Origin of the sequence: Pseudomonas sp. NFX183, assembly GCF_047943075.1 — a bacterium.
GTDB lineage: Bacteria > Pseudomonadota > Gammaproteobacteria > Pseudomonadales > Pseudomonadaceae > Aquipseudomonas.
This window is the reverse complement of the sequence record NZ_CP181333.1, coordinates 6095333-6115402: the sequence shown is the minus strand read 5'-3', so window position 1 is coordinate 6115402 and position 20070 is coordinate 6095333. Positions and strand designations below refer to the sequence as shown.

Genomic DNA, 20070 nt, shown 5'->3' with positions numbered 1-20070 from the left:
CACCTTTCATCAAGCCACAGCAGGCACATCAAACCCGCGCTTCTCAATCACCGAAAACACATCTGCCACATCCTGCACCATAATCCTGGCGGTATTGGCGACGGTATTGATGTCGTGCTCGGCATAGTCGGACACATTGGAACAGGCCATCAGGTGCAGGTAGGCGAGGGCGGCGTTGAGTCGTTCGCTGGCGCAAGCGTGGAGCTCGCTGAGCGGGGCGTCGCTGTCGATGAGGAGGACAGGGTATTCGGTTGCGGTTTGGGACATGGGGGTGAAGCGGTGGGGCGGGTGTTGAGTAGTCATGGTAATAGTCCTTAAAAAAGAAAAATTGCCACCTTATGCTGCGAAACAAATGGGTGGCAGCTGTGCGCGGGTTCGCAGACCGGGGGACTATTACCATAACCCGGCAGACCCGAAGGCCTCCCACGCACAACCGCCATAAAACGAGAGGCAGACGTGAATCGACTGCGTCGGGTTTGACGGTACTGGTAATAGTTTTAGGGCTGCGAAACCCTGTCGCTGACCTGGGTCGACGACGGGCCGAACTATAATGCGCCACTGGTTAGGGCGCAACCCGGAGGATATGTCACACCTCGCGCCATCAATTTCACCCATCCATCATTTAGGAGATCTTTTCTGGGTCACGAACGTGCTCATCCATTTGCGTTCTATTTAGTCAGTCGTTTTCTTCGACGTTTATCAGCAAGATTGCGCACATTATTGGCGGAACTGGCTGGTTGACTCCTGGCACAATCGGGCGCAAATAGCCGAGGATTCGTCAACGTTAACGGCCGCAAACGGCCAGAAGCGGCTGTCAATTCATTACTGATGGGGAATAGCCTTGACATAATTTTTCTTAATAACTGGAATAAATCTCACGATGACATCGTGAAATTTACATGTGTTGCGCAAGTGCTCATGCATCAGTTTTAACTCATATTGAGCCATGAGTGGTATGTCAGTTTTAATAGGAGTGACAGAGCGTTGTGAATCGCCCCTAGTTTCGTAGACACCTCCAAGCCTTAAAATGAGGCCCATTAGGAGGTGCCATGAGCAACCAGCGTTATCCCGAAGAATTCAAAATCCAGGCGGTCAAGCAAGTGACCGAAAAGCAGCTTCCTGTCTCGGAGGTGGCTGCACGATTGGGTGTGTCTGTGCACAGCCTCTATGCCTGGGTTAAGCGCTACACCAAGCCTCAGGAACAGCGCGTTGAGGAGGATGATCAGAGCGCTGAGGTTCGTCGTCTACGTGCCGAGCTGAAACGGGTGACGGAGGAGCGAGACATCTTAAAAAAGGCCGCCGCGTACTTTGCCAAGGAGTGCGGCTGAAGTACGCCTTTATTAAGCAGCAAGCGGGTCATTACGCGATTCGACGGCTTTGCCTGACGCTCAAGGTTCATCCCAGCGGCTACTACGCGTGGCTATCAGAACCAAAATCTGCGCGAGCCAAGGACGATCAGCGACTGCTTGGATTGATCAAACACTCCTGGCTGGAAAGCGGTGGCGTTTATGGCTATCGAAAGATCCATGATGACCTGCGAGAGGTTGGTGAGAGCTGTGGCCGTCACCGGGTGGCTAGGTTGATGCGCCTTGAAGGTTTACGTTCTCAGACTGGGTATCGACGGAGGCCTGGAAAATACGGCGGTAAGCCAGCCGTTGCCTCACCGAACTTACTGAAGCGCCAATTCGATGTCAGAGAACCCAACAAAGTTTGGGTCACAGACATTACCTACATCCGAACATATGAAGGCTGGCTGTATTTGGCCGTGGTGCTCGATCTGTTTTCACGCCAGATCATTGGTTGGTCAATGAAGTCGCAGATGACCAGCGACGTAGCCATTGATGCACTGCTGATGGCGGTTTGGAGACGTAAGCCGAAGCAAGAGGTGATGATCCACTCGGATCAAGGCAGTCAGTACAGCAGCTCAGACTGGCGAAGCTTCTTGAAAGCTAACAACCTGGTAGCCAGCATGAGTCGTCGAGGTAATTGCCACGACAACGCTGTGGCGGAGAGCTTTTTCCAGTTGCTGAAGCGGGAACGGATCAAGCGTAAAATCTACACTACACGCCAGGATGCTCGAGATGATGTGTTCGATTACATCGAGATGTTTTACAACCCAAAACGACGCCACAGTTTCAACAATCAGCTGTCACCGGTAGAGTTTGAAAAGCGTTACGCAGCGAGCCTTGAGAGTGTCTAGAAAACCCGGGGCGATTCATAAAGGCTGGGCATACCGGGAAAGTCGACTTCAAGATCTAGTACGACGGTTTCTGACCATCTAATGCCTTTCGACTCGCCATAGTTTTTTAAGGCTAGGGGAATCCCTCTGGCCAACCAAGCTTTGGCGGTTACCATGAGTCTGTGGGCCACAAGAGCATTTTGCTCTTGCACGTTCAGTTGCCGCTTTTTTAACAGCCGGTCAATGTCCACTTCAATCTCCTCAAAAATCGTTGCTTCCAGAATGACGATGACCTATCAAACGCGCAACGACTCAGGCGATTTCCATCTCCACGCTGCTACCCCGTCCGCGCGGGGCGTAGCGACGTTCCGATGTCTTTACCGAAAGACGTCTTTCGACCCAAAGCTGCCCTTCGTGAAGGACAGCTAATGGCCGGTTGAGTCCACAATCCGAAGCGGACATCGGCGGGACATTCCGATTAGCTGAATTGACGCTCATACAGGGTGACGTGCTGAGGAAACAGCTCGCCATAGAGCGGATGTGGAATGCCGAAAATGTTCACTTCGATGCACGGTGGCGCGAGCTCTTCGGAGTAATCCAAGATGGCCAGACCCGCACATGGAATGACCAGACCCGCTTCGGTCTGAACAGAAAGATCCAGAACGGTCTGGTCGAGATGGTTCGTGGAGCACTGGTTCTGGATAGCTGCGTACCCATCGGCAGGTTCGAATTGGCCGAAAGCAACGCCCATCGGGGGATCTCCGTAATCGAGCGCCGAGTAGCCCACCAAAACCAATCCGCTATAAATTGAGAATCGCATCTTGAGATTGCCTGTTTGTGTCATGCATTAGACCCAAGCGCGGTATATCACTTGGCTGGTCCTTAAGCGAGGGTGAAGCAGTTGGGCGACCGCTTTTGGCCGCAAGCTGCCAATCGCGAATGGCAGCCATCGCCAAAACCGGACCTTGCCCCCACTTGCTAAGAGAACGGGATCAGTAGTCAGCCCCTAGCAACCAATGGTTTTTCATTCAACATGCCTATCGCCCTCCCCAAGGTGCTGATTATCCATCGATGACCCGGGAAAGGCTCATGTCGAACCAATGCCAGCCGAAATTCGATGCCCGAACACGCTCAACTCGTCCAAGCGTGCTCACAACTGCACAGGCATCCACTCGCTCACACTGCTAATCTGCGGCCTTTATGCTTGTCACGTGAGTCGCAAAAAGGACGGTTTACATCGCCATGGACATTCAACTTATCAAGCAACGCCTGGCCCGCCCTGCAGTGAAGTTCGTTGCTGGCGGCTTTCGTCCCTCGGGCACCGATGAAGAAAGCTGGCTGGGTAATGTCTTTCTGTTCCGACCTGATGAAGGCGTGCCGACCAATCAGGCGGGGCAGCCATTGCTTCCCTATGCGCAATTTTTTCTGCCCGCCATGCCCTTCAGCAGCCCTCTGCTGGAAGGGGTTCGTGTGCTGACGGTGTTTATGTCTAATCCGCTTCCCGAGCCCTTTGAGCCGATGGGGAACAACTGGGTTATCCGTGAATATGCGGCGGATGATGTGTTGGTTCGCAAGGCGCTGCGGGTGGACGGTTCATTTCTCAAACCCTTCCCACTCAACGCGCAAGCGGTGCCGGAGGACTTTCCACTGTGGGATGGCGGCGGTGTGCCGGCCGACCTTGAGCAAGCCATACTTACGCTGGTACGCGCGGGCGAGGTGCCCAGCTATTACGACCTGGTCACCCACACCTACGAACACAAGATCGGCGGTTACCCCTCGTTCTGCCAGTCGGGTGTTGATCCGGGTGAAGGCTTCGAGTTTGTGTTCCAGATTTCGTCCGACGCAAAGATCAATCTGAACGTCGTCCACAGTGGGAGCCTGATGTTCTGGAAGCACATCGAAACCGGTGAATGGGCACTTTATTATGATTTTTACTAAGGTTTTGCGAGCCCTCGATGACTGACTACCGTGGATTGATTCTTGACGACACCCGTGAAGGCGCCTCCGAGCAGGCCATCTCGCACCTGGAGGCGCTGCTCGGTGCGCGCCTGCCGGACGATTACCGGCAGTTTCTCAAGGTGTGCAACGGCGGCACCGTGGATTACGACGTGCTGGCCACTATGAGTAATGGCGATAAGGAGTTGCTGAGCTTTTCGCTGTATGGGCTGCAGCCCGGCGAAGGCTATGAATCCAACCCTTATGAACTGGAGCAACTGCGCAAGCAACCTGGCTTCCCGGCTACGGGGGTGTTGCCGATCGGCCGCGATGGCGGTGCGAGCCTGTTGCTGCTCGACCTGCGTGAGGGGCGTCAGGAGGTGGGCGCGATGGTCGCGGGTTTACCCGCATGGACGGGGCGCCGCCAGCAAGGCGATGAGTACGTGGTGTTGGCGGACAGCTTCAATGCCTACCTGGACATGCTGCACCTGTCGCAGGAACGGATTGCCGAGCATATCAATCACTTCGTCATCAGCGCGGATACGATCGAGGCGACATTGGCGTGGCTGGATCAAGGCAGCCCGGGTTGGCGCGAGCGCTATCGGGACGTCTGGAATGCACGGGTTGTAGACAGGCCGATCTGATACAAGCGTGCGGGCGCTTTGAATCCTCTATCAAGGCGTTGCGCATGGGGCTTCTTGAAGAAAGTTTTTCAGCGCGGCCTGATGATTGCCGGTATCGAACGGGGCAAATGGAAGTGCTGTGATGGGTGAAAATGCTCGTCGAGCTTATTGAACAGGTTTATTACCTGCAGATGCCCTGATGGTTGATGAGTGTGAAGTCAAACTTGAACAGTTCGGGCGCGGTTCACACCCTGAACGCACAGGGTTGCTATCGAGCGCCAACATTATCGGACGGGCCAACTATTTTTCTGGCCATCACGGGCATCTATAACAGTGAGACGGTATGAATAATCAACTCGCCATTTTGATCAGCGACTACCAGGCAAGTGTCGGCGTCGCGGTGGCCATGATGCAGCGGTCTGGCATCCCGCTGCCCGCGACGAATGTGGATTGGGTGGTAAATAACATTCCTCAGCACGGCGAGCTTGAAGGCGGCGTTCGTTACTTCAAGCACGGCTACGGCTGCGCGGTCAGCCTCCCCACCGGCACGGTGGACTTCGACTTTGGGGCCCACGGTGAGATCGATGGTTTCGACGTGTGGCGACTTGCTGATTTTGCCGGCGACAAGTTGTCGGCGTACGGTTTTGCTGATGAGGATGCACTCAAAACGTGCTTTGACGCAGAGGTGGCGGCCGGTGCGCTTATGTATTGCGGGTACATCCTTTACTACTTGGCGGATGCCACCTGACAACTCATGTCGACACAGTCCATTTTAAGTTCTCAGACAAAGCGCCGCAGACTTCACCTGGCCTGCCGCGGGTCGTTCTACGCCGCTCATAACCTTGCAGTGCGATGGTCAGCTTCAGTTAAAGGCAACTGGGCGGGCAAATGCGTTCAATACCCACCCACGTCATGCCTCAGAGAACGACTGATTGATCAGAGGACAACAGCTTCCTGACTTCGGCAATGATCAAATCGATATTGAAGGGCTTTGGCAACACAACATCAAACAAGTCCGAACGCTGCATGCCAATGTGCGCCTGAGCGCCGCTCATCAAAATGATCGGTAAATGATTAGCTGAAGGAAGGGCGCGGACAGCGGTGGCGAACTCCTGGCCGTCCATCACCGGCATCATGAAGTCGGTAATGATCAGGGCAGGGCGTTCTCTGTCCAGCACCTCGAGTGCTTTTCGACCGTTGCTGGCCGTTACCACCATGAACCCCTCATCCTCCAGCGCGAAGCTGAGAATATCAGCGATCAAATACTCGTCGTCGACGACCAGAATGGTGGTCATGTTAGTTCAACCCACTCGAAAGCTTAAGAAATTGAACCAGGTGATGACTCAGTGATAACTGAAGGTTCATGTCTTGAAGCCTTTCTCAGAAAAACATTTTGATCTTGGATGACGACCTCAAATCGCGAGGGGTCATAAGCGCTATCTCGTACCTTAAGAATGGATAACGTCCTGCTTAGTTCAGCCCGATTCTCAGAGAACCGCATCAGCATCAGGTTATCGACGATGCTGGACAGGTCAGAGCTCGGTGCGCTGACTTCGGAGCCAAACAGATCGCGCATTTCCCAGGAAGCAAATACCGTCACGCCCCTGGACCGCAGCTCGTTCATCAGGGCGCTGAAGAAGTCAGTAATCCGCGCCGGATTTGTCGAGACTCGCGTCATGCCACTGAGGCTATCGATGAACAGGCGCTTGATGCCCTTTTCCTCAACGATGCTCAGCAGTCGTGCGCCCAGCCCATCCAGCAGGCCTTCGGTGGTTGGCTGCCAGGCAATGCTCAGCGCGCCGCTGTCTTCCATGGCTTTGATATCGATACCCAGTGACTGGCCCTTGAGCCGCAACCGTTGTGGGCTCTCGTAGAAGCCAAAATGCAGCCCTGGCATATCCACCGTCGACTCGGACAGAAACTTCAGGCCCAGCGTCGTTTTACCAATCCCGGAGGGCCCTATGACAAGAGACACACTGGAACTGTAAAGGCCTCCGCCCAAGATGCCATCGAGTGAATCAACGCCACTGGCGATGCGCGTCATGTCGGCGCTGTCGGGGGCGGACGGGTGGCTGTAAAGACTTTCGAGACGGGGATAAACCACCAAGCCATGCTCGGTAATTTCGCACTCATGAAGACCGGTCATTGCTCCGCTGCCACGGGTTTTACGCAGGTGGATACGACGCGCCGAGCGAGTGCCATACAGCTCTTCGCCCATCTCGATGACGCCATCCACCATGGTGTGCTCAGGGCTTCCGTCATCAAGTCGGGAGCTGGTCAGAAACAGCACCGTGCAACCGGCGAAGGCGGCGTGCCCTTGCAGTTCTGAAATGAATTTTTTGGTGTCTATGGGCGAGTCGGCTTTAGAGCGCGCGTTGAGCAGCCCGTCTACTACCATCACCGTGGCTTTCTGGCGGCTTATCTCACGCCGAAGCAGCTTGACGACTTCATCCAGACCGTCGTTTTCCAGCGTGTCGAAGGCGCTGACAAATTGAATTTCGGCACCGACTTTGGATGAATCAAAAAAGCTCAACGTAGAAAGAAATTGAAAAAGACGGTCATGTGACTCTGCCAGCAGCGTGGCGACCAGAACCCGGCCCCCATTGTTCGCGTGATGGAACCCAAGCTGATTGGCAAGGATCGTTTTTCCAGACCCTGGGCGTCCTTGAATAATATATGAAGCACCCTCGACCAATCCGCCCTTGAGCAGAGCATCGAGCCCTTCTATTCCGCTTTGAAGGCGTTTTAGCTTTTCCACAATGCGACCCTGATCCGAAAAACAATCTGTTTAAACCAAGCTGATGGAGGGAATGCTACTCCATTTCGGCTCGGGAGCCATTAGGGTTAAATGGAAAGTTGTCGCGCCAGTCGCCGTTGTTATGTCGAAAGAACCCCTCACGAGTGGCAACATATGGCCCAAAGCAGACTAAGCAGCCGGCTGCGTTTCAGCGGCGTTGCCAGACTGAACCACCCATCGGATCGAACTAAGGTCATCGTTGGCCACCACCCCTCAACGGGCTAATCAAACGCCACGCAAGCGCGCTCGCACAGCCTTCATTCCTGCAACCCCAGCCCAAACGAAAAAACCACCCATACCGCAGCCGCAAAGCCACGATAGGGATGGTCCATTCAGTGCTCTAAAAATACGTCAGCCTGTTACCTCAAACCCCACCCACCAACTTGCCCCCCTCCATGCGTCGCTTATACGCACTGTCGCGACTCGCCAACCAAAAATACAACGGCGAGGTCACCACCAACCCCACCACCCAGGACAAATCCGCGCCATTGATGTGTGCGGAAATCGGTCCTACATACAGCGGCGTATTCATAAACGGAATCTGCACTGCAATCCCGATGGCATACGCCAGCAGCGCCTGTGGGTTGTACTTGCCGTAAATCCCGCCATCCACGCGGAAGATCGAGGCGATGTCGTACTTGCCTTTGTGAATCGCATAGAAGTCGATCAGGTTGATCGCCGTCCACGGCACCAGTACCACCAGCAACACCAGCACCATGTCGACAAAGTGGCCGATGAAGTCTTTGGAGGCAAACACCGCCGCCATCGCGCAGGCAGCGAGGACAAGAATCGAGATCACCGCACGGCTTTTGGCGGTAGGAATCCAGCGATACGCAAAGGTCTGCACCAAGGTGATGATCGACAGCACCGCGCCGTAGAGGTTAAGAGCGTTGTGGCTGATCACGCTGAGCAAAAACAGCACCAGCATCAGTGGGCCGATGGCGCCGGTGGCGAGTTTGACGGCGTCCATGGTGTCCATGCCGACCGGGGTGGCGAGCACGGCGACGGCGCCGAAGATGAAGGCCAGGCTGGAGCCAAGGGCCGAGCCCAGGTAGGTGGTCCAGAAGGTGGACGCCACGGGGACGTCGGCCGGCAGGTAGCGGGAGTAATCCGACACGTAGGGTGCGAAGGCGATTTGCCAAAGCGCCGCGAGAGACACGGTGGCCAGCCAGCCAGAAATGTTGAAGCTGCCACGGCTCAGAAAGTCCGTGGTCTGCACGTGGGTGAAGATGTAGCCGAAACCCAGCACGATGCCGGCGCCGAGCACCCAGGTGCCGATGCGGTTGAGCACGTGGATGAAGCGGTAGCCGATGATACCGATGATCCCGGAACCGATGGCGCCTATGACGATGCCGACCGGCACGGGCACGCTGTCGACCACGCCGTGCAGGGATTTACCGGCCAGCACGATGTTGGAGGCGAAGAAGCCGATGTACATGACGCCGGCGATCACCACCACCAGCAGCGCGCCGAGGGAGCCGAACTGGGCGCGGCTCTGAATCATTTGCGGGATGCCCATCTGCGGGCCTTGGGCTGAGTGCAACGCCATCAGCACGCCGCCGACCAGGTGGCCGACGAGGATGGCGACGATGCCCCACACCAGGTTCAAGTGGAACAGTTGCACACCCAACGCGCCGGTGACGATGGGCAACGGCGCAATGTTGCCGCCGAACCACAGGGTGAACAGGTCTCTTACCTTTCCATGGCGATCTTCCGGAGGCACGTATCCAATCGTGTGTTTTTCGATAAGCGGGGCGCAGGATGCTGCAGTGGTAACCATGACGAGCTCCAAGGCAAGGTGAGTACGTTGACGTACTTCGCTGTGCGACGCGTGGGCGACGCTTTGTTGTTGGAGTGATCATCTGCAATGGGCGCAGGGAGGTAAATTAGTAAGTTTGTTGCTATAGACCTTAAAAAAAGTATCTCGCCGGATTTTTTGCTCGGGTATGTTGCAGGGGCTTGAAGCCGTGCGAAAAAGCCGATGTTCGCGCACTTGTTTGGGGTAAAGTCCCACGTTTCTGGAGGTCCCGATGGCTGCCTATAACCTGCGCCAGCTCAGATATTTTGTGACCACGGCCGAGTGCGGCAGCGTCGCCGAGGCCTCGCGCAAGCTGTATATCGCGCAGCCGTCGGTCTCCACCGCGATCAAGCAGCTGGAAGACAGCTTTGGCGTGCAGTTGTTTATTCGCCATCACGCCCAGGGTGTTTCACTCACGCCCAGCGGCGCGCGGTTTTATCGCAAGGCGCTGGAGCTGTTGCGGGTCGCGCATGAGTTCGAGCAGAACGCCTTGGCCGACAATGATGTGGTGGCGGGGCAGATCGATATCGGCTGCTTTGAAACGGTGGCGCCGTTGTATTTGCCGCGTTTGATCGCGGGCTTCAAGGCGCGCTGGCCCGGGGTGGAAATCCGTATTCGTGATGGCGAGCAGCAAGAGCTGGTGCAGGCCCTGACGGCCGGCAGTATCGATGTGGCGATGCTGTTCGAGCATGACCTGGGCGGCACGATTGAAACCACGCCGCTGATGCCGCCGCAACAGCCGTATGCCTTGCTGCCGGCGGATCACCGTTTTGCGCAGCAGGCCAGGGTATCGCTGGCGGACCTGGTGCTGGAGCCCATGATCTTGCTGGATGTGCTGCCCAGCCGTACCTACTTCGTGAGCATCTTTGAAGAGCGCGGGCTGACGCCCAATATCGTGTTCAGCTCGCCGTCGATCGAGATGGTGCGGGGCATGGTGGGCAGGGGGTTCGGGTTTTCGATTCTGGTGACCAAACCCTTTACCGAATACACCTACGATGGCCAGAAGGTGGTGTGTGTGCCGTTGGCGGAGACGGTGACCGGCTCAGGGTTATCGGCAGTCTGGCTGCGTCGCGCGCCGCTGACCAAACCGGTGCAACTGTTCGTCGACTACTGCCGCGAAGAGCTCGCGCGGTTGCTGGCTTAGCACGGCGACGTTTCTGCGCCCAGGCGCGCCTCCAGTTGCGCCAGGGTCGGCGCGCCCCGGTGCCCGCCAAACACTTCGCATTTGATCGCCGCGGCAACGCTCGCGGCGCGCACGCGCTCGGCCAGCGTCCAGCCGTGCGCCAGGCCGTACGCATAGGTGCCATGCCAGACATCCCCGGCGTTGAGCGTGTCGATTGCGCGAATGTGGGGTGTCGTGAAGTGCTGCACCGCAGTGCTCGACCCTTCGCGCTGCCAGATCAGCGAGCCGCGTTCGCCCAGGGTGACGCCGATCACCTTGGCTTCGCAGCGCGACGCCAGGGCCAATAATGCCTCTTCGGGCGGGACGTTGCCAGCCAGCAACTGCAAGGCCGGCTCGGAAAACAGCACATGATCTGCCAGGGGAATCAGCGCGTTGAGGTCTTCCACGGCGGCGACATCGGCATCCAGCAGGGTCGGCACGCCCAGCCGCCGGGCGGCGCTGAAGGCTGCGTGAGCCCCTTGCAGCCAGCGCATGTCGGCCATTACCGCCGCCGCGCCCGCGATGTCCTCGAGTGGCAGCCAGGCGGCGTCGGCTTCCAGTGTGGGGTCGATGAACGGCACGACGAGACGCTCGCCATCACGGTCCACCAGGATGGTCGAGAACGGCGTGCGCCCTCCAGGCACCTGGCGAATCCATGCGGTGCAGACGCCGGACTGGCTCAGGTCCTCGATGAGCATTGTGCCGGTGGCGTCGTCGCCGATACGCGCCCACAGGGCAACCGGGCCACCCAGGCGCGCGATGCTCACCGCGGCGGCGGTGGCCATGCCTGACGCGGCCTGGACCGCCTGGCGGGGGAGAATCTTGGTACCGCGCGACGGGATGTGATCGACGCTGAAAATGGTGTCCCACAGCGCGCAACCCACGCAGATGACACGGTTATCCACCATGGCGCGGTTCTCCCGGCAGTCTCGCCTGCGGGGTATCGAGGGCGCGGATTCGGGCGCGAAAGTGTTCGGTGCCCGCGACGATTTTATCGAGCACGGCGTCCAGGGCCCAATGGCGTTCGCGCACGTCGTAGTCGATCACCCGGCAACGTATGGACGCAAAGGTGCCGATCCGCTGGTGGTAGATTTTCGCCAGGGCCGGGTAGCCCATGCCTTCTGTGGTGGCCGCCAGCACCAGAAAGGTCGCGAGTTCTTCAGCCAGTGGCGGGTGTTGGGCGCCATGCAGGCGCAGCCACCGATACAGGTCGGGGTGGAAGTTGGTGAACACGCCATTGAAGCCCGCAGCCCCGGCTTGCATGGCGTCCCAGGCGATCGCCGCATTGGCGTTGAGAATGCGCAGCGACGAGCCCTGCGCCAAGGCAACGCGCCGCTTGACCACTTGCAGGTCGCAGCTCACGTCCTTGAGCATGATGAAGCGCTGGCTGTCGATACAGGCCTGCAGCTCCTCGTCACTGAGCAAGCGCCGGTAGGGCGCCGGGCACTCGTAGAGGCCCAGGGGCACGTCAGCGGGCAGGCGTTCGAGCAGGGTGTGCAGGTTATCGAGAAACACCTTGCTGCCCTGGCGTTGCGGGTCAAGGTGGTTGGTCACCAGCACCACTGCGTCGGCGCCACTGGCGGCCATCGCATTAAGCTCGTGCACCTGGGTGTCGAGGCAGTCGCTGATATGGCCGGACACCGCCACCGGCACTCGCCCGGCCACTCGCTCAACCACATGCCGGGCAAGTTGGGTGCGCTCGTCGAGGCTGAGCCATTGCATCTCACTGGACTGCGCCACGGCGAACAACGCGTCGCAACCAAGGCCCAGGTACCACTCGATCAAGCGGTCGACGCCGGGGAAGTCAATGTGGCCAGTCTCGTCAAAGGGCGTGAGCATCACCGGCACGATGCCTTCGATGACAGGTTGGGCAGGGCGGGGCATAGAGGCGTCCTCTGGATGAATGTTCATGGGTGAGCCGCCACGGCGGTGACCGCGCAGACTGGCGGGGTATCGGGGATGGGGTGGCGTACCAGGAACAGGTACGACAGGGCGCCGATCATGGCGATGGCGGCGCCGGTCAGCAGTGCGGGCACGAACGACCAGGTCTGGGCGATATAGCCGGTCATGATCGGCGCGAGTGCGCCGCCCAGGAAGCCACCGAAGTTCTGGATCGCCCCCAGTGAAGCCACGCGATTGGCTGGCGCGACGGCGGTGGCCAAAGACCAGGCGCACGCCGATGACGCGTTGGCCAAAAAGATCACCACGCAAATGCAGGCCACGGCGATGACATTACTCTCCACCAGCGCCGCCGGGATGGTGAAGATCACCATGCCCACCATCGCGACGACCATCGCGTTGCGGCGTCCCAGCACCGCCGTCTCGCTGCGTCGGGTGATGCGGTCGGACACCCAGCCAGCGACCAGCGCGCCGATAAACCCGCAGAGGAACGGAATGGCAGCGGCCACGCCGCTCATCTCCAGGCTCATGTGCCGGGCGCTGCGCAGGTAGCCGGGCAGCCAGGTCAGGTAGACCCAGTTCAAGTACACCGAGCCCATGAAGCCGAGCATCATGCCCCAGGTTGTCGCGTGGCAGAACAGTGCGCGCCAGTCAGCAAACGTGACCTTGGGGGTGGTGACGTGGGGTTCATCGCTGTACAGGTAGTGACGCTCCTCTTCGGTGAGCGTGTCCTTGACCGGGTCGCGATAGACCACCAGCCACACCACGGCGACCAACAGCCCGGCGGCGCCGGTGAGGTAGAACGCCCAGCGCCAGTCGAGTGCCGCGATCAGCGCCGAAAGGCACAGCGGGGCCAGTGCGATACCCAGCGGCGAGGCTGAGTTGAAGATGCCGGTGGGCGTGCCGCGTGAGCGCAGTGGAAACCAGTTGCTCACCACCCGCGCGGCAGACGGGAATTGCGGCGACTCACCGATCCCCAGCAGCACGCGGGCGAGCAAGAACCAGCCGAAGCTCGACATCAGGCCGCCAGCCGCCTGGGCCAGGGACCACAGCACCAGGCCGCCGCCCAGCAACCAGCGTGGCCCGACGCGGTCAACCAGGGCGCCGACGGGCAGTTGGCAAAGCGCATAGCTCCAGGAAAAAGCCGAGAGCAGGATGCCCATTTCGCCCAGCGACAGATCAAGGTCGGCGCGCACGAACTCATTGGCAACGGCCAGCGTGCCGCGGTCCAGGTAGTTGATGATGCCGCTGAGCACCAGCAGGCTGAGGGCGAGGGTTTGCTGGCGCCGAATGCGCGGTGGCGCAACCGGGTGTGCAGGTGTCTGAATCATGATGGATGTCTCTTTTTATTGTTTTTGACAGCGTGCGCTGACCCGGCACGTTGGCCCGGCTTCCCGGCTTCCCGGCTGACGTGGCAGCACATGGCATTATGTAATCGTTTGTCATCCTGACAAAAATCGTCTCTGGGCCCTCGAATCGTTAACGCGGAGTGCCCAATATAAACACTGATGTTTAGAATGTTTATTTTTTGTCTAGCGCTTACATCCTAGGTTTTCAGTTTGCTGGCTGTCAACGATTCATTGACTGTGCCGAGGTGCCCGCTTAGGTTGTGCGTAACGCTTACTTTTTGACATGAAGCCACCTATGCCCGCCGCAACCACCACGCCCCGCGACACGCCTCATGCGCACAGTACCCAGGAACCGGTGCTCGCCGATGTCGCCCGGATCGCCAATGTGTCCACCGCAACCGTTTCGCGCTATTTGAATGAGCCGCAACGCGTCAGTGAGAAAACCCGCGCCAAGGTACGCGCGGCCATCGATCAACTGGACTGGGTGCCCAACGCGGCGGCGCGTTCGTTGGTTTCCAGGCGCTCGTACACCATCGGTGTGATCGTGCCGACCCTGGAGCACGAGAAATTTCACCAGCAGTTGCAGGCGTTCCAGAACCGTTTGGGCGCTCACGGGCTGGCGGTGTTTGTCGCCTGCTCGGCGTATGACCCGGGCGAAGGTTATCGTCAGGCCAGAGGCATGCTGGCGCGTGGCGTCGATGCGCTGGCACTGCTTGGGGATGATTACCCCGATGCGTTATTTGATCAGCTGGATGCCAAAGGCACGCCGTATGTGGTCACCTTTGGCAAGCGCGCCGGTGCGCGGCACCCTTGCGCCGGGTTTGACCATGGGCAGGCCTACGCAATGATTACCCGGCGCCTGCTGGCGCTGGGGCATCAGCGGTTTGGCATCATTTTCCAGTCGGTCACCGACAACGGCCGCATCCAGGCCCGGCTGCAGGCCGTGCACGCCACCCTGGCCGAGCAAGGGCTGGCCCTGCGGCCTCAGCATCAGGCCATTCGCGCCCAGAGCCTGAACGAGGGGCGCGTCGCGTTTGCCCGGGCCAGCCTTCAACACATCATGAGCCAACAACCGGCGCCCACCGCGATCATTTGCGGTAACGACATGCTTGCCATCGGCGCATTGCTGGAAGCCCAGGCGCTGGGCATTGCGGTGCCTGGTCAATTGTCCATTTGCGGGTTCGACGACATCGAGATCGCGGCCCACAGTCGGCCTGCCTTGACCACCGTTCAGGTGCCCGACCGGCAGATCGGCGAAATGGCCGCGCAGTACCTGATTGATCGTCTTGCCGGGCTTGCCTGTGAGGCGCCGCCGATGCTGGAGGTGCAACTCATTGAGCGCGAGTCGACGGGCGCAGCGCCACGCCAGGATTGAACACACCCTTGAGGGTGAGAGGGGAAGGGCTCCCCCTCACCGTTGAGGTGCGGGTTTGACAGCCCGGCGGCTCAGGCGCGAATCGAGTCCAGCATCCGTTGCAGCATGTCGTCGCAGCCTTGCAACTGCGCCACACTGACAAACTCATCCGGCTTGTGTCCCTGGTCCATGCTCCCGGGCCCACACACCACCGTGGGAATACCCACCGCATCAAACAACCCGCCCTCGGTGCCGAACGCCACGGTGCCGAAATCCCGCGAACCGCTGAACGCTGCGATCAACTCTGCTGCCTGGCTGCGCTCATCGGTCACCAGCCCCGGATACGCCGACAACTCGGTAAACCGAATCGCACTCTGCGCACTCACCGCCTGCATACGCGGCAGCACCTGCTGCTCGGCGTAGGCCCGCAGCGCTGACGCCACGTCGCCAGGGTCCTGCGACGGCAAGGCGCGAATCTCAAAATCAAACCGACAGTCTGCCGGCACGATATTCAGCGCCTTGCCACCCGAAATCACCCCGGTCTGCACCGTGCTGAACGGCGGATCAAACCGCGGGTCCTGCTGCTCGCGCAGTCGCTGGCCTATTCGCCCCAGCTCACCGATCAACTCGGCGGCATGCTCAATCGCATTCACGCCAGACGGCGCATACGCCGAATGGCAGGCCTCGCCATGCACATCACAGCGCATCGCCAATTTGCCCTTGTGGCCGAGCACCGGTTTGAGTTCGGTGGGCTCGCCGATGATGCACAGCATCGGCTTCACCGGCCGCTGCTCCAGCACCGCCAGCAAGGAGCGCACGCCCAGGCAGCCGACTTCCTCGTCATAAGACAGGGCGATATGCACCGGCAGGCGCAAGTCGGCTTCCACCAACGCCGGCACCAGCGCCAGCACACAGGCGATGTACCCCTTCATGTCCGCCGTGCCGCGACCGAACAGCTTGCCGTCGCGTTCGGTCAATTCAAACGCCGGCACGGTCCACGGCTGGCCATCCACCGGCACTACATCGGTGTGCCCCGACAGCACAATGCCCGGCAGTTGCGTGGGGCCGACACTGGCAAACAGGTTGGCCTTGCTGCGCTGCGCGTTGTAGACCAGTTCGCTGGTCACCCCGAATTCGGCCAGGTAATCGCGCACGAACGCGATCAACTGCAAGTTCGATTCGCGGCTGGTGGTGTCAAAGCCCACCAGCGTCTGCAGCAATTGGCGGCTGGTGCTCATCGCTCGTCCCCGGCCACGCCGTAGCCGGGCGAGCGGTCGGGGGCGAGCGCGCGGTCGATGTAGTCCTGCACTTGCGGGCGGTAGGCGTCCCACAGTTTTTGCAGTTCGCCGATCGGCTGTGCATCGGCCCAGTCCACCCGCAAGTTGATGATCGGCCACGTCAGTTCGCCCACCACCACCAGCGCGGCAGAGTGCACCGGGCCGGCTTCGCCACCGGCGGCGATGGCCGCGTGCATGGCGGCCAGCAGGCGGTCGGCGAGTTGGCCTTCGCCTTGCTCGAAGGCCGTGACCATCGCCTCGATCACCGCGCGGTCAGCGAGCATATTGCCCGCCGCCACGCATTGTTCGCCCGCCACCGCGTGGTGCGTGCCGAGGGTTTCGCTGCCGCTGAAATGCACGCTGCGGCCCAGGTGATCAATCGCCGTCAATTGCCGGTACTGGCTGTAGCCGTTGCGGGTCAGGGCCTGGTCGACGGCCTCGGCCGGCGCGAGGCCTTGTTCGAGCAGGTCGAGCACGTCCGGGCCCAGGGCCGGCAGCGTGATGTTCTGGGTCGAGACCGCGCCCACACCGGGCCGCAGCCACGGGCAACGCGCGCCCACGGCGATACTCGATGAGCTGATGGCGATGCCCAGCTGGCCGGTGTCCGCGCAGCGCGCGACGATTGAAAAGGTCATGTGCGGCTCCTTATTCGGGGATGACGGCGATCACGTCAATTTCCATCAGCCACTGCGGCTGGCCGAGGGCCGACACCACCAACCCGGTGGAAATCGGGAACACGCCTTTGAGCCACTTGCCGACTTCCTGGTACACCGGCTCGCGGTAGCGCGGGTCGATCAGGTAGGTGGTGGTCTTGACGATGTGGCTCAGGTCGGAACCGGCTTCTTCAAGCAGTTGCTTGACGTTGCGCATGGTTTGCTCGGCTTGCGCGCGCGGGTCGCCGAGGCCCACCAGGTTGCCGTCAAAATCAGTGCCCACCTGGCCGCGCACGTACACGGTATTGCCGGCGCGCACGGCCTGGCACAGGTCGTTGTCCAGGCTCTGGTTGGGGTAGGTTTCCTTGGTGTTGAACATGCGGATACGCGTGTGAGTAGGCATCAAAAAACTCCAGAAAAAAGTGATCAGGCGCTGACAGGTGACGGTTGAACAACCGGTGCGGATTCACGGTACTCAAGGTATTGGCGCTGGATGGCAATATGGTCGGCCACGTACTTGGCGTCATGCCAAACGCCCCAGATAAACGACGAGCCACGGCGCGATTGCCATGGCAAACCGAGGAAGTAGATCCCCGACTCGGGGGCCACGCCGCGCTGGTGCTGCGGCTTGCCGGCGGCGTCAAAGGCATCGACCTTCAGCCAGCTGTAATCAACGGCAAAGCCGGTGGCCCAGATGATCGAGGTGATACCGGCCTCTGCCAGGTCCAGTTCCAGGATCGGCTGTTTGATGCATTCGGCGTCGGGGAATACGCGGCGTGCTTCGGGTTCCACCGGCAGGTCGAGGCCATTGCGCTCGATGTAGGCATCCGCCGCATCCAGCAGGGCCAGGTAGTTCTCATCACCGCGTGCCAGGTTTTCCACCAGGTTCGCCTGGAAGGTGGCGGTGCTGCCATTGAAGGATTGGGTCAGGCCGACGAGGGTCATGCCTTGCTGGGCCAGCTCGCGAAAATCGATGGTCTTGCCGCCGTGGGCGCCGCTCACTGCAATGGTCACGTGCTCGCGGCCAGGCTTCATCGCGGCTTGATCCCATTCGCCCAACACGCCTAGCCACCAGCAGAAATCGCGGTTGCGGTAGGCACGCGGCGGACGGTCGTGGGCGCCGACCGACAGGTACACCTGGCGGCCGGAGCGTTGCAATTCATCGGCGATCTGCACGCCGGACGAGCCGGCACCCACGACCAGCACGGCACCGGCGGGCAGTTGCGCAGGGTTGCGATAGTCGGCGGAATGAATCTGGTGCAGCGCGGTGTCTTTGGGCGCAATCGCTGGAATCACCGGTTTCTGGAACGGTCCGGTGGCGGCGACGACGCGGTTGGCTTCGATCACGCCTTCGCTGGTGTGCACGGTAAAGCCCGGACGGCCGACATTGCGCACCACAGCGCTCACCTCCACGCCGGTGCGGATCGGCGCGTTGAATTTGCGCGCATAGGCTTCAAAGTAATCGGCCACGCGCTCTTTAGGCGCGAAGCCATCGGCGGCGACGTCATCAAATTCAAGGCCTGGAAAACGGTCATGCCAGGCCGGCCCATTGGCCACCAGCGAATCCCACCGCCCGGTGCGCCAGCGCTCGGCAATACGGCTGCGCTCCAGCACCAGGTGCGGCACACCGTGCTTGCTCAGGTGCTCGCTCATGGCCACGCCAGCTTGACCGGCTCCCACGACCAGGGTGTCTGTTTTTGTTATTGCTTGCGTCATGTGTCTGTCCTTGCGTAATGCAGTTGGATTCAGCTTGGGCATGGCGTCAAGGCTAGGGGGAGGGCGATTTTTAATAAAATATTATTAAGCTGGGAACAGAGCATAAATATCGGATGCAGAGCGGTGTGCGTAACCCCACAGATCAAATGTGGGAGCGGGCTTGCCCGAGATTGCAATCTGCCGGGTGATGGCGTCATATCTGACCCAACGCCATCGCGGGCAAGCCCGCTCCCACAAGGTTTATGCCATGCCCGCGCTTCGCGCAATGACCCCTTCCGACTACGACGCCGTCCTCGCCCTCATGCAAAACACCCCTGGCATTTCCCTGCGCGATGCCGACTCCCGCGAGGCTACCGAACGCTACCTGGCGCGCAACCCTGAGATGAGTTTTGTCGCTGAAGCTGACGGCCGGGTGATCGCCTGCGTGATGTGCGGCCATGATGGCCGGCGTGGCTACCTGCAACACCTGCTGGTGCTGCCGGACTATCGCCGCCAAGGCATCGCCCAGGCACTGGTCGAGCGCTGCCTCGGTGCGCTGGAGCAACTGGGCATCGGCAAATGCCACCTCGACGTGTTCAAGACCAACACCCATGCCGCCGCGTATTGGCAAGGGCAGGGCTGGACGCTGCGAACGGACATCGACCGTTACTCCTTCACGCGCCCCGGCAACGAAAACGCCTAGAGTTCTGCTGAGTACTTAACGGCCGCCGCCGCGCGCGAGGGCACCTTCAAGCTGCGCAGCAGCGACGACACGTGAATGCGCACTGTGAACGGCGAGATCGCCAGGGCTTTGGCGATTTCCTTGTTGGTCTTGCCCTGGGCGATCAGGCGCAGCACTTCTTGCTGGCGCGCGGTGAGGGTGTGCGTGCCCAGGGGCAGCAGGCCGGAGGGCGCGAACTTGACCAGCACTTCGCCGTCGCGAATCGCCAGGAGGGCCTGGCCGATTTCGTCCGGGGTGATGTTCTTGCCGATAAAACCATCGGCACCCAGCGCCATCACCTGCTCGATCAGCGCCGGGTCATCCACCATCGACACCACGATCAAGGTGGTGCGCCGCAAGTGCTGGCGCAGCTCGGCCGGCTGGCTCATGCAGGTCAGGCCGGGAAAGCGCAGGTCGAGGATCAGTGTGTCGATATCGCTGCCGTCGCGGGTCAAGGCATGCACCGCGTCCAGGTCGCCGGCCTCTTGCACCACGGCCTCGGGCAGCAGGCGCTGCACGGTGCGCAGCATGCCTTCGCGAAACATCGGGTGGTCGTCGGCTATGATGATTCGGCCAGTCATGGTGTGCGCCTTCCTTGGGCAAGAGAGTGCTGTGACATGCTACTTTA

20 protein-coding genes are annotated in these 20070 nt (G+C 60.0%); 7 read left to right on the top strand and 13 right to left on the bottom strand.

What is annotated here, in order from left to right; translation table 11 throughout:
- Positions 1-9: 9 nt before the first annotated feature.
- Positions 10-303 carry a fructose-bisphosphate aldolase gene (locus ACM530_RS28400; protein ID WP_416363763.1) on the bottom strand — a complete coding sequence of 98 codons (294 nt, stop codon included), beginning with the start codon at positions 301-303 and terminating at the stop codon, positions 10-12.
- A 746-nt stretch (positions 304-1049) separates the two neighbouring features.
- On the opposite strand from ACM530_RS28400, the gene ACM530_RS28395 reads away from it, so the two are divergent.
- Positions 1050-2200, top strand: a protein-coding gene (locus tag ACM530_RS28395; protein ID WP_104502081.1) for an IS3 family transposase whose coding sequence is annotated in 2 segments (ribosomal slippage) — positions 1050-1284 and positions 1284-2200 — 1152 coding nt in all. Because the reading frame shifts where the segments join, the coding sequence is not laid out codon by codon here.
- Between the two features lie 457 nt (positions 2201-2657).
- Here the strand turns inward: ACM530_RS28395 and ACM530_RS28390 are convergent.
- Entirely contained in the window at positions 2658-3023 is a 366-nt protein-coding gene (locus tag ACM530_RS28390; protein WP_416363762.1) for a hypothetical protein, read from the bottom strand.
- Between the two features lie 398 nt (positions 3024-3421).
- On the opposite strand from ACM530_RS28390, the gene ACM530_RS28385 reads away from it, so the two are divergent.
- From ACM530_RS28385 to ACM530_RS28375, 3 genes are all read left to right on the top strand, one after another.
- The gene (locus tag ACM530_RS28385; protein ID WP_416363761.1) at positions 3422-4117 is read left to right on the top strand and encodes a hypothetical protein; all 696 of its coding nucleotides are present in this window, start codon (positions 3422-3424) and stop codon (positions 4115-4117) included.
- 17 nt (positions 4118-4134) lie between these two features.
- Positions 4135-4758, top strand: a complete 624-nt coding sequence (locus tag ACM530_RS28380; RefSeq protein ID WP_416363760.1) for an SMI1/KNR4 family protein — start codon at positions 4135-4137, stop codon at positions 4756-4758.
- 322 nt (positions 4759-5080) lie between these two features.
- Entirely contained in the window at positions 5081-5485 is a 405-nt protein-coding gene (locus ACM530_RS28375; protein ID WP_416363759.1) for a DUF6896 domain-containing protein, read from the top strand.
- A 169-nt stretch (positions 5486-5654) separates the two neighbouring features.
- On the opposite strand, the gene ACM530_RS28370 is transcribed toward ACM530_RS28375, so the two are convergent.
- The 3 genes from ACM530_RS28370 to ACM530_RS28360 all read right to left on the bottom strand — a co-directional run bounded on the left by ACM530_RS28370 (position 5655) and on the right by ACM530_RS28360 (position 9314).
- Positions 5655-6032, bottom strand: a complete 378-nt coding sequence (locus ACM530_RS28370; RefSeq protein WP_145165790.1) for a response regulator — start codon at positions 6030-6032, stop codon at positions 5655-5657.
- A gap of 23 nt (positions 6033-6055) precedes the next feature.
- Complete coding sequence (locus ACM530_RS28365; RefSeq protein ID WP_242197758.1) at positions 6056-7495, bottom strand: ATPase domain-containing protein; 1440 nt, start codon at positions 7493-7495, stop codon at positions 6056-6058.
- A 403-nt stretch (positions 7496-7898) separates the two neighbouring features.
- Positions 7899-9314: a purine-cytosine permease family protein gene (locus ACM530_RS28360; RefSeq protein WP_416363758.1), complete on the bottom strand. Its 1416-nt coding sequence runs from the start codon at positions 9312-9314 to the stop codon at positions 7899-7901.
- A 250-nt stretch (positions 9315-9564) separates the two neighbouring features.
- On the opposite strand from ACM530_RS28360, the gene ACM530_RS28355 reads away from it, so the two are divergent.
- On the top strand, positions 9565-10476 hold the full coding sequence (locus ACM530_RS28355; protein ID WP_145165787.1) for a LysR substrate-binding domain-containing protein: 912 nt from the start codon (positions 9565-9567) through the stop codon (positions 10474-10476).
- On the opposite strand, the gene ACM530_RS28350 is transcribed toward ACM530_RS28355, so the two are convergent.
- The 3 genes from ACM530_RS28350 to ACM530_RS28340 are packed head-to-tail and all read right to left on the bottom strand — an operon-like array spanning position 10473 to position 13724.
- The gene (locus ACM530_RS28350; protein ID WP_416363757.1) at positions 10473-11402 is read right to left on the bottom strand and encodes a PfkB family carbohydrate kinase; all 930 of its coding nucleotides are present in this window, start codon (positions 11400-11402) and stop codon (positions 10473-10475) included. The genes ACM530_RS28355 and ACM530_RS28350 overlap by 4 nt on opposite strands.
- Positions 11392-12378 carry a dihydrodipicolinate synthase family protein gene (locus tag ACM530_RS28345; RefSeq protein ID WP_242197750.1) on the bottom strand — a complete coding sequence of 329 codons (987 nt, stop codon included), beginning with the start codon at positions 12376-12378 and terminating at the stop codon, positions 11392-11394. The genes ACM530_RS28350 and ACM530_RS28345 overlap by 11 nt, the downstream gene beginning before the upstream one ends.
- Before the next feature lie 23 nt (positions 12379-12401).
- A complete protein-coding gene (locus ACM530_RS28340; RefSeq protein WP_416363756.1) occupies positions 12402-13724 on the bottom strand; it encodes an MFS transporter in 1323 nt (440 codons plus the stop codon).
- Positions 13725-14037: 313 nt separating this feature from the next.
- On the opposite strand from ACM530_RS28340, the gene ACM530_RS28335 reads away from it, so the two are divergent.
- On the top strand, positions 14038-15117 hold the full coding sequence (locus tag ACM530_RS28335) for a LacI family DNA-binding transcriptional regulator (RefSeq protein ID WP_242197744.1): 1080 nt from the start codon (positions 14038-14040) through the stop codon (positions 15115-15117).
- A gap of 71 nt (positions 15118-15188) precedes the next feature.
- Here ACM530_RS28335 and argE read toward each other — a convergent pair whose 3' ends face one another.
- From argE to ACM530_RS28315, 4 genes are read right to left on the bottom strand one after another with little or no spacing between them, the layout of a single operon-like run.
- Positions 15189-16334 (bottom strand): acetylornithine deacetylase, encoded by a 1146-nt coding sequence (gene argE, locus ACM530_RS28330; protein ID WP_416363755.1) that lies wholly within the window; start codon positions 16332-16334, stop codon positions 15189-15191.
- Complete coding sequence (locus tag ACM530_RS28325) at positions 16331-17008, bottom strand: DUF1028 domain-containing protein (protein ID WP_416363754.1); 678 nt, start codon at positions 17006-17008, stop codon at positions 16331-16333. Before ACM530_RS28325 ends, argE begins: the two co-directional genes overlap by 4 nt.
- A gap of 10 nt (positions 17009-17018) precedes the next feature.
- Complete coding sequence (locus ACM530_RS28320) at positions 17019-17429, bottom strand: RidA family protein (protein WP_416363753.1); 411 nt, start codon at positions 17427-17429, stop codon at positions 17019-17021.
- 23 nt (positions 17430-17452) lie between these two features.
- Complete coding sequence (locus ACM530_RS28315; RefSeq protein ID WP_416363752.1) at positions 17453-18784, bottom strand: flavin-containing monooxygenase; 1332 nt, start codon at positions 18782-18784, stop codon at positions 17453-17455.
- A 205-nt stretch (positions 18785-18989) separates the two neighbouring features.
- Between ACM530_RS28315 and ACM530_RS28310 the strand changes: the two genes are divergently transcribed.
- A complete protein-coding gene (locus ACM530_RS28310; protein WP_242197731.1) occupies positions 18990-19424 on the top strand; it encodes a GNAT family N-acetyltransferase in 435 nt (144 codons plus the stop codon).
- On the opposite strand, the gene ACM530_RS28305 is transcribed toward ACM530_RS28310, so the two are convergent.
- Positions 19421-20023 carry a LuxR C-terminal-related transcriptional regulator gene (locus tag ACM530_RS28305; protein WP_416363751.1) on the bottom strand — a complete coding sequence of 201 codons (603 nt, stop codon included), beginning with the start codon at positions 20021-20023 and terminating at the stop codon, positions 19421-19423. The genes ACM530_RS28310 and ACM530_RS28305 overlap by 4 nt on opposite strands.
- Between the last annotated feature and the right edge of the window lie 47 nt (positions 20024-20070).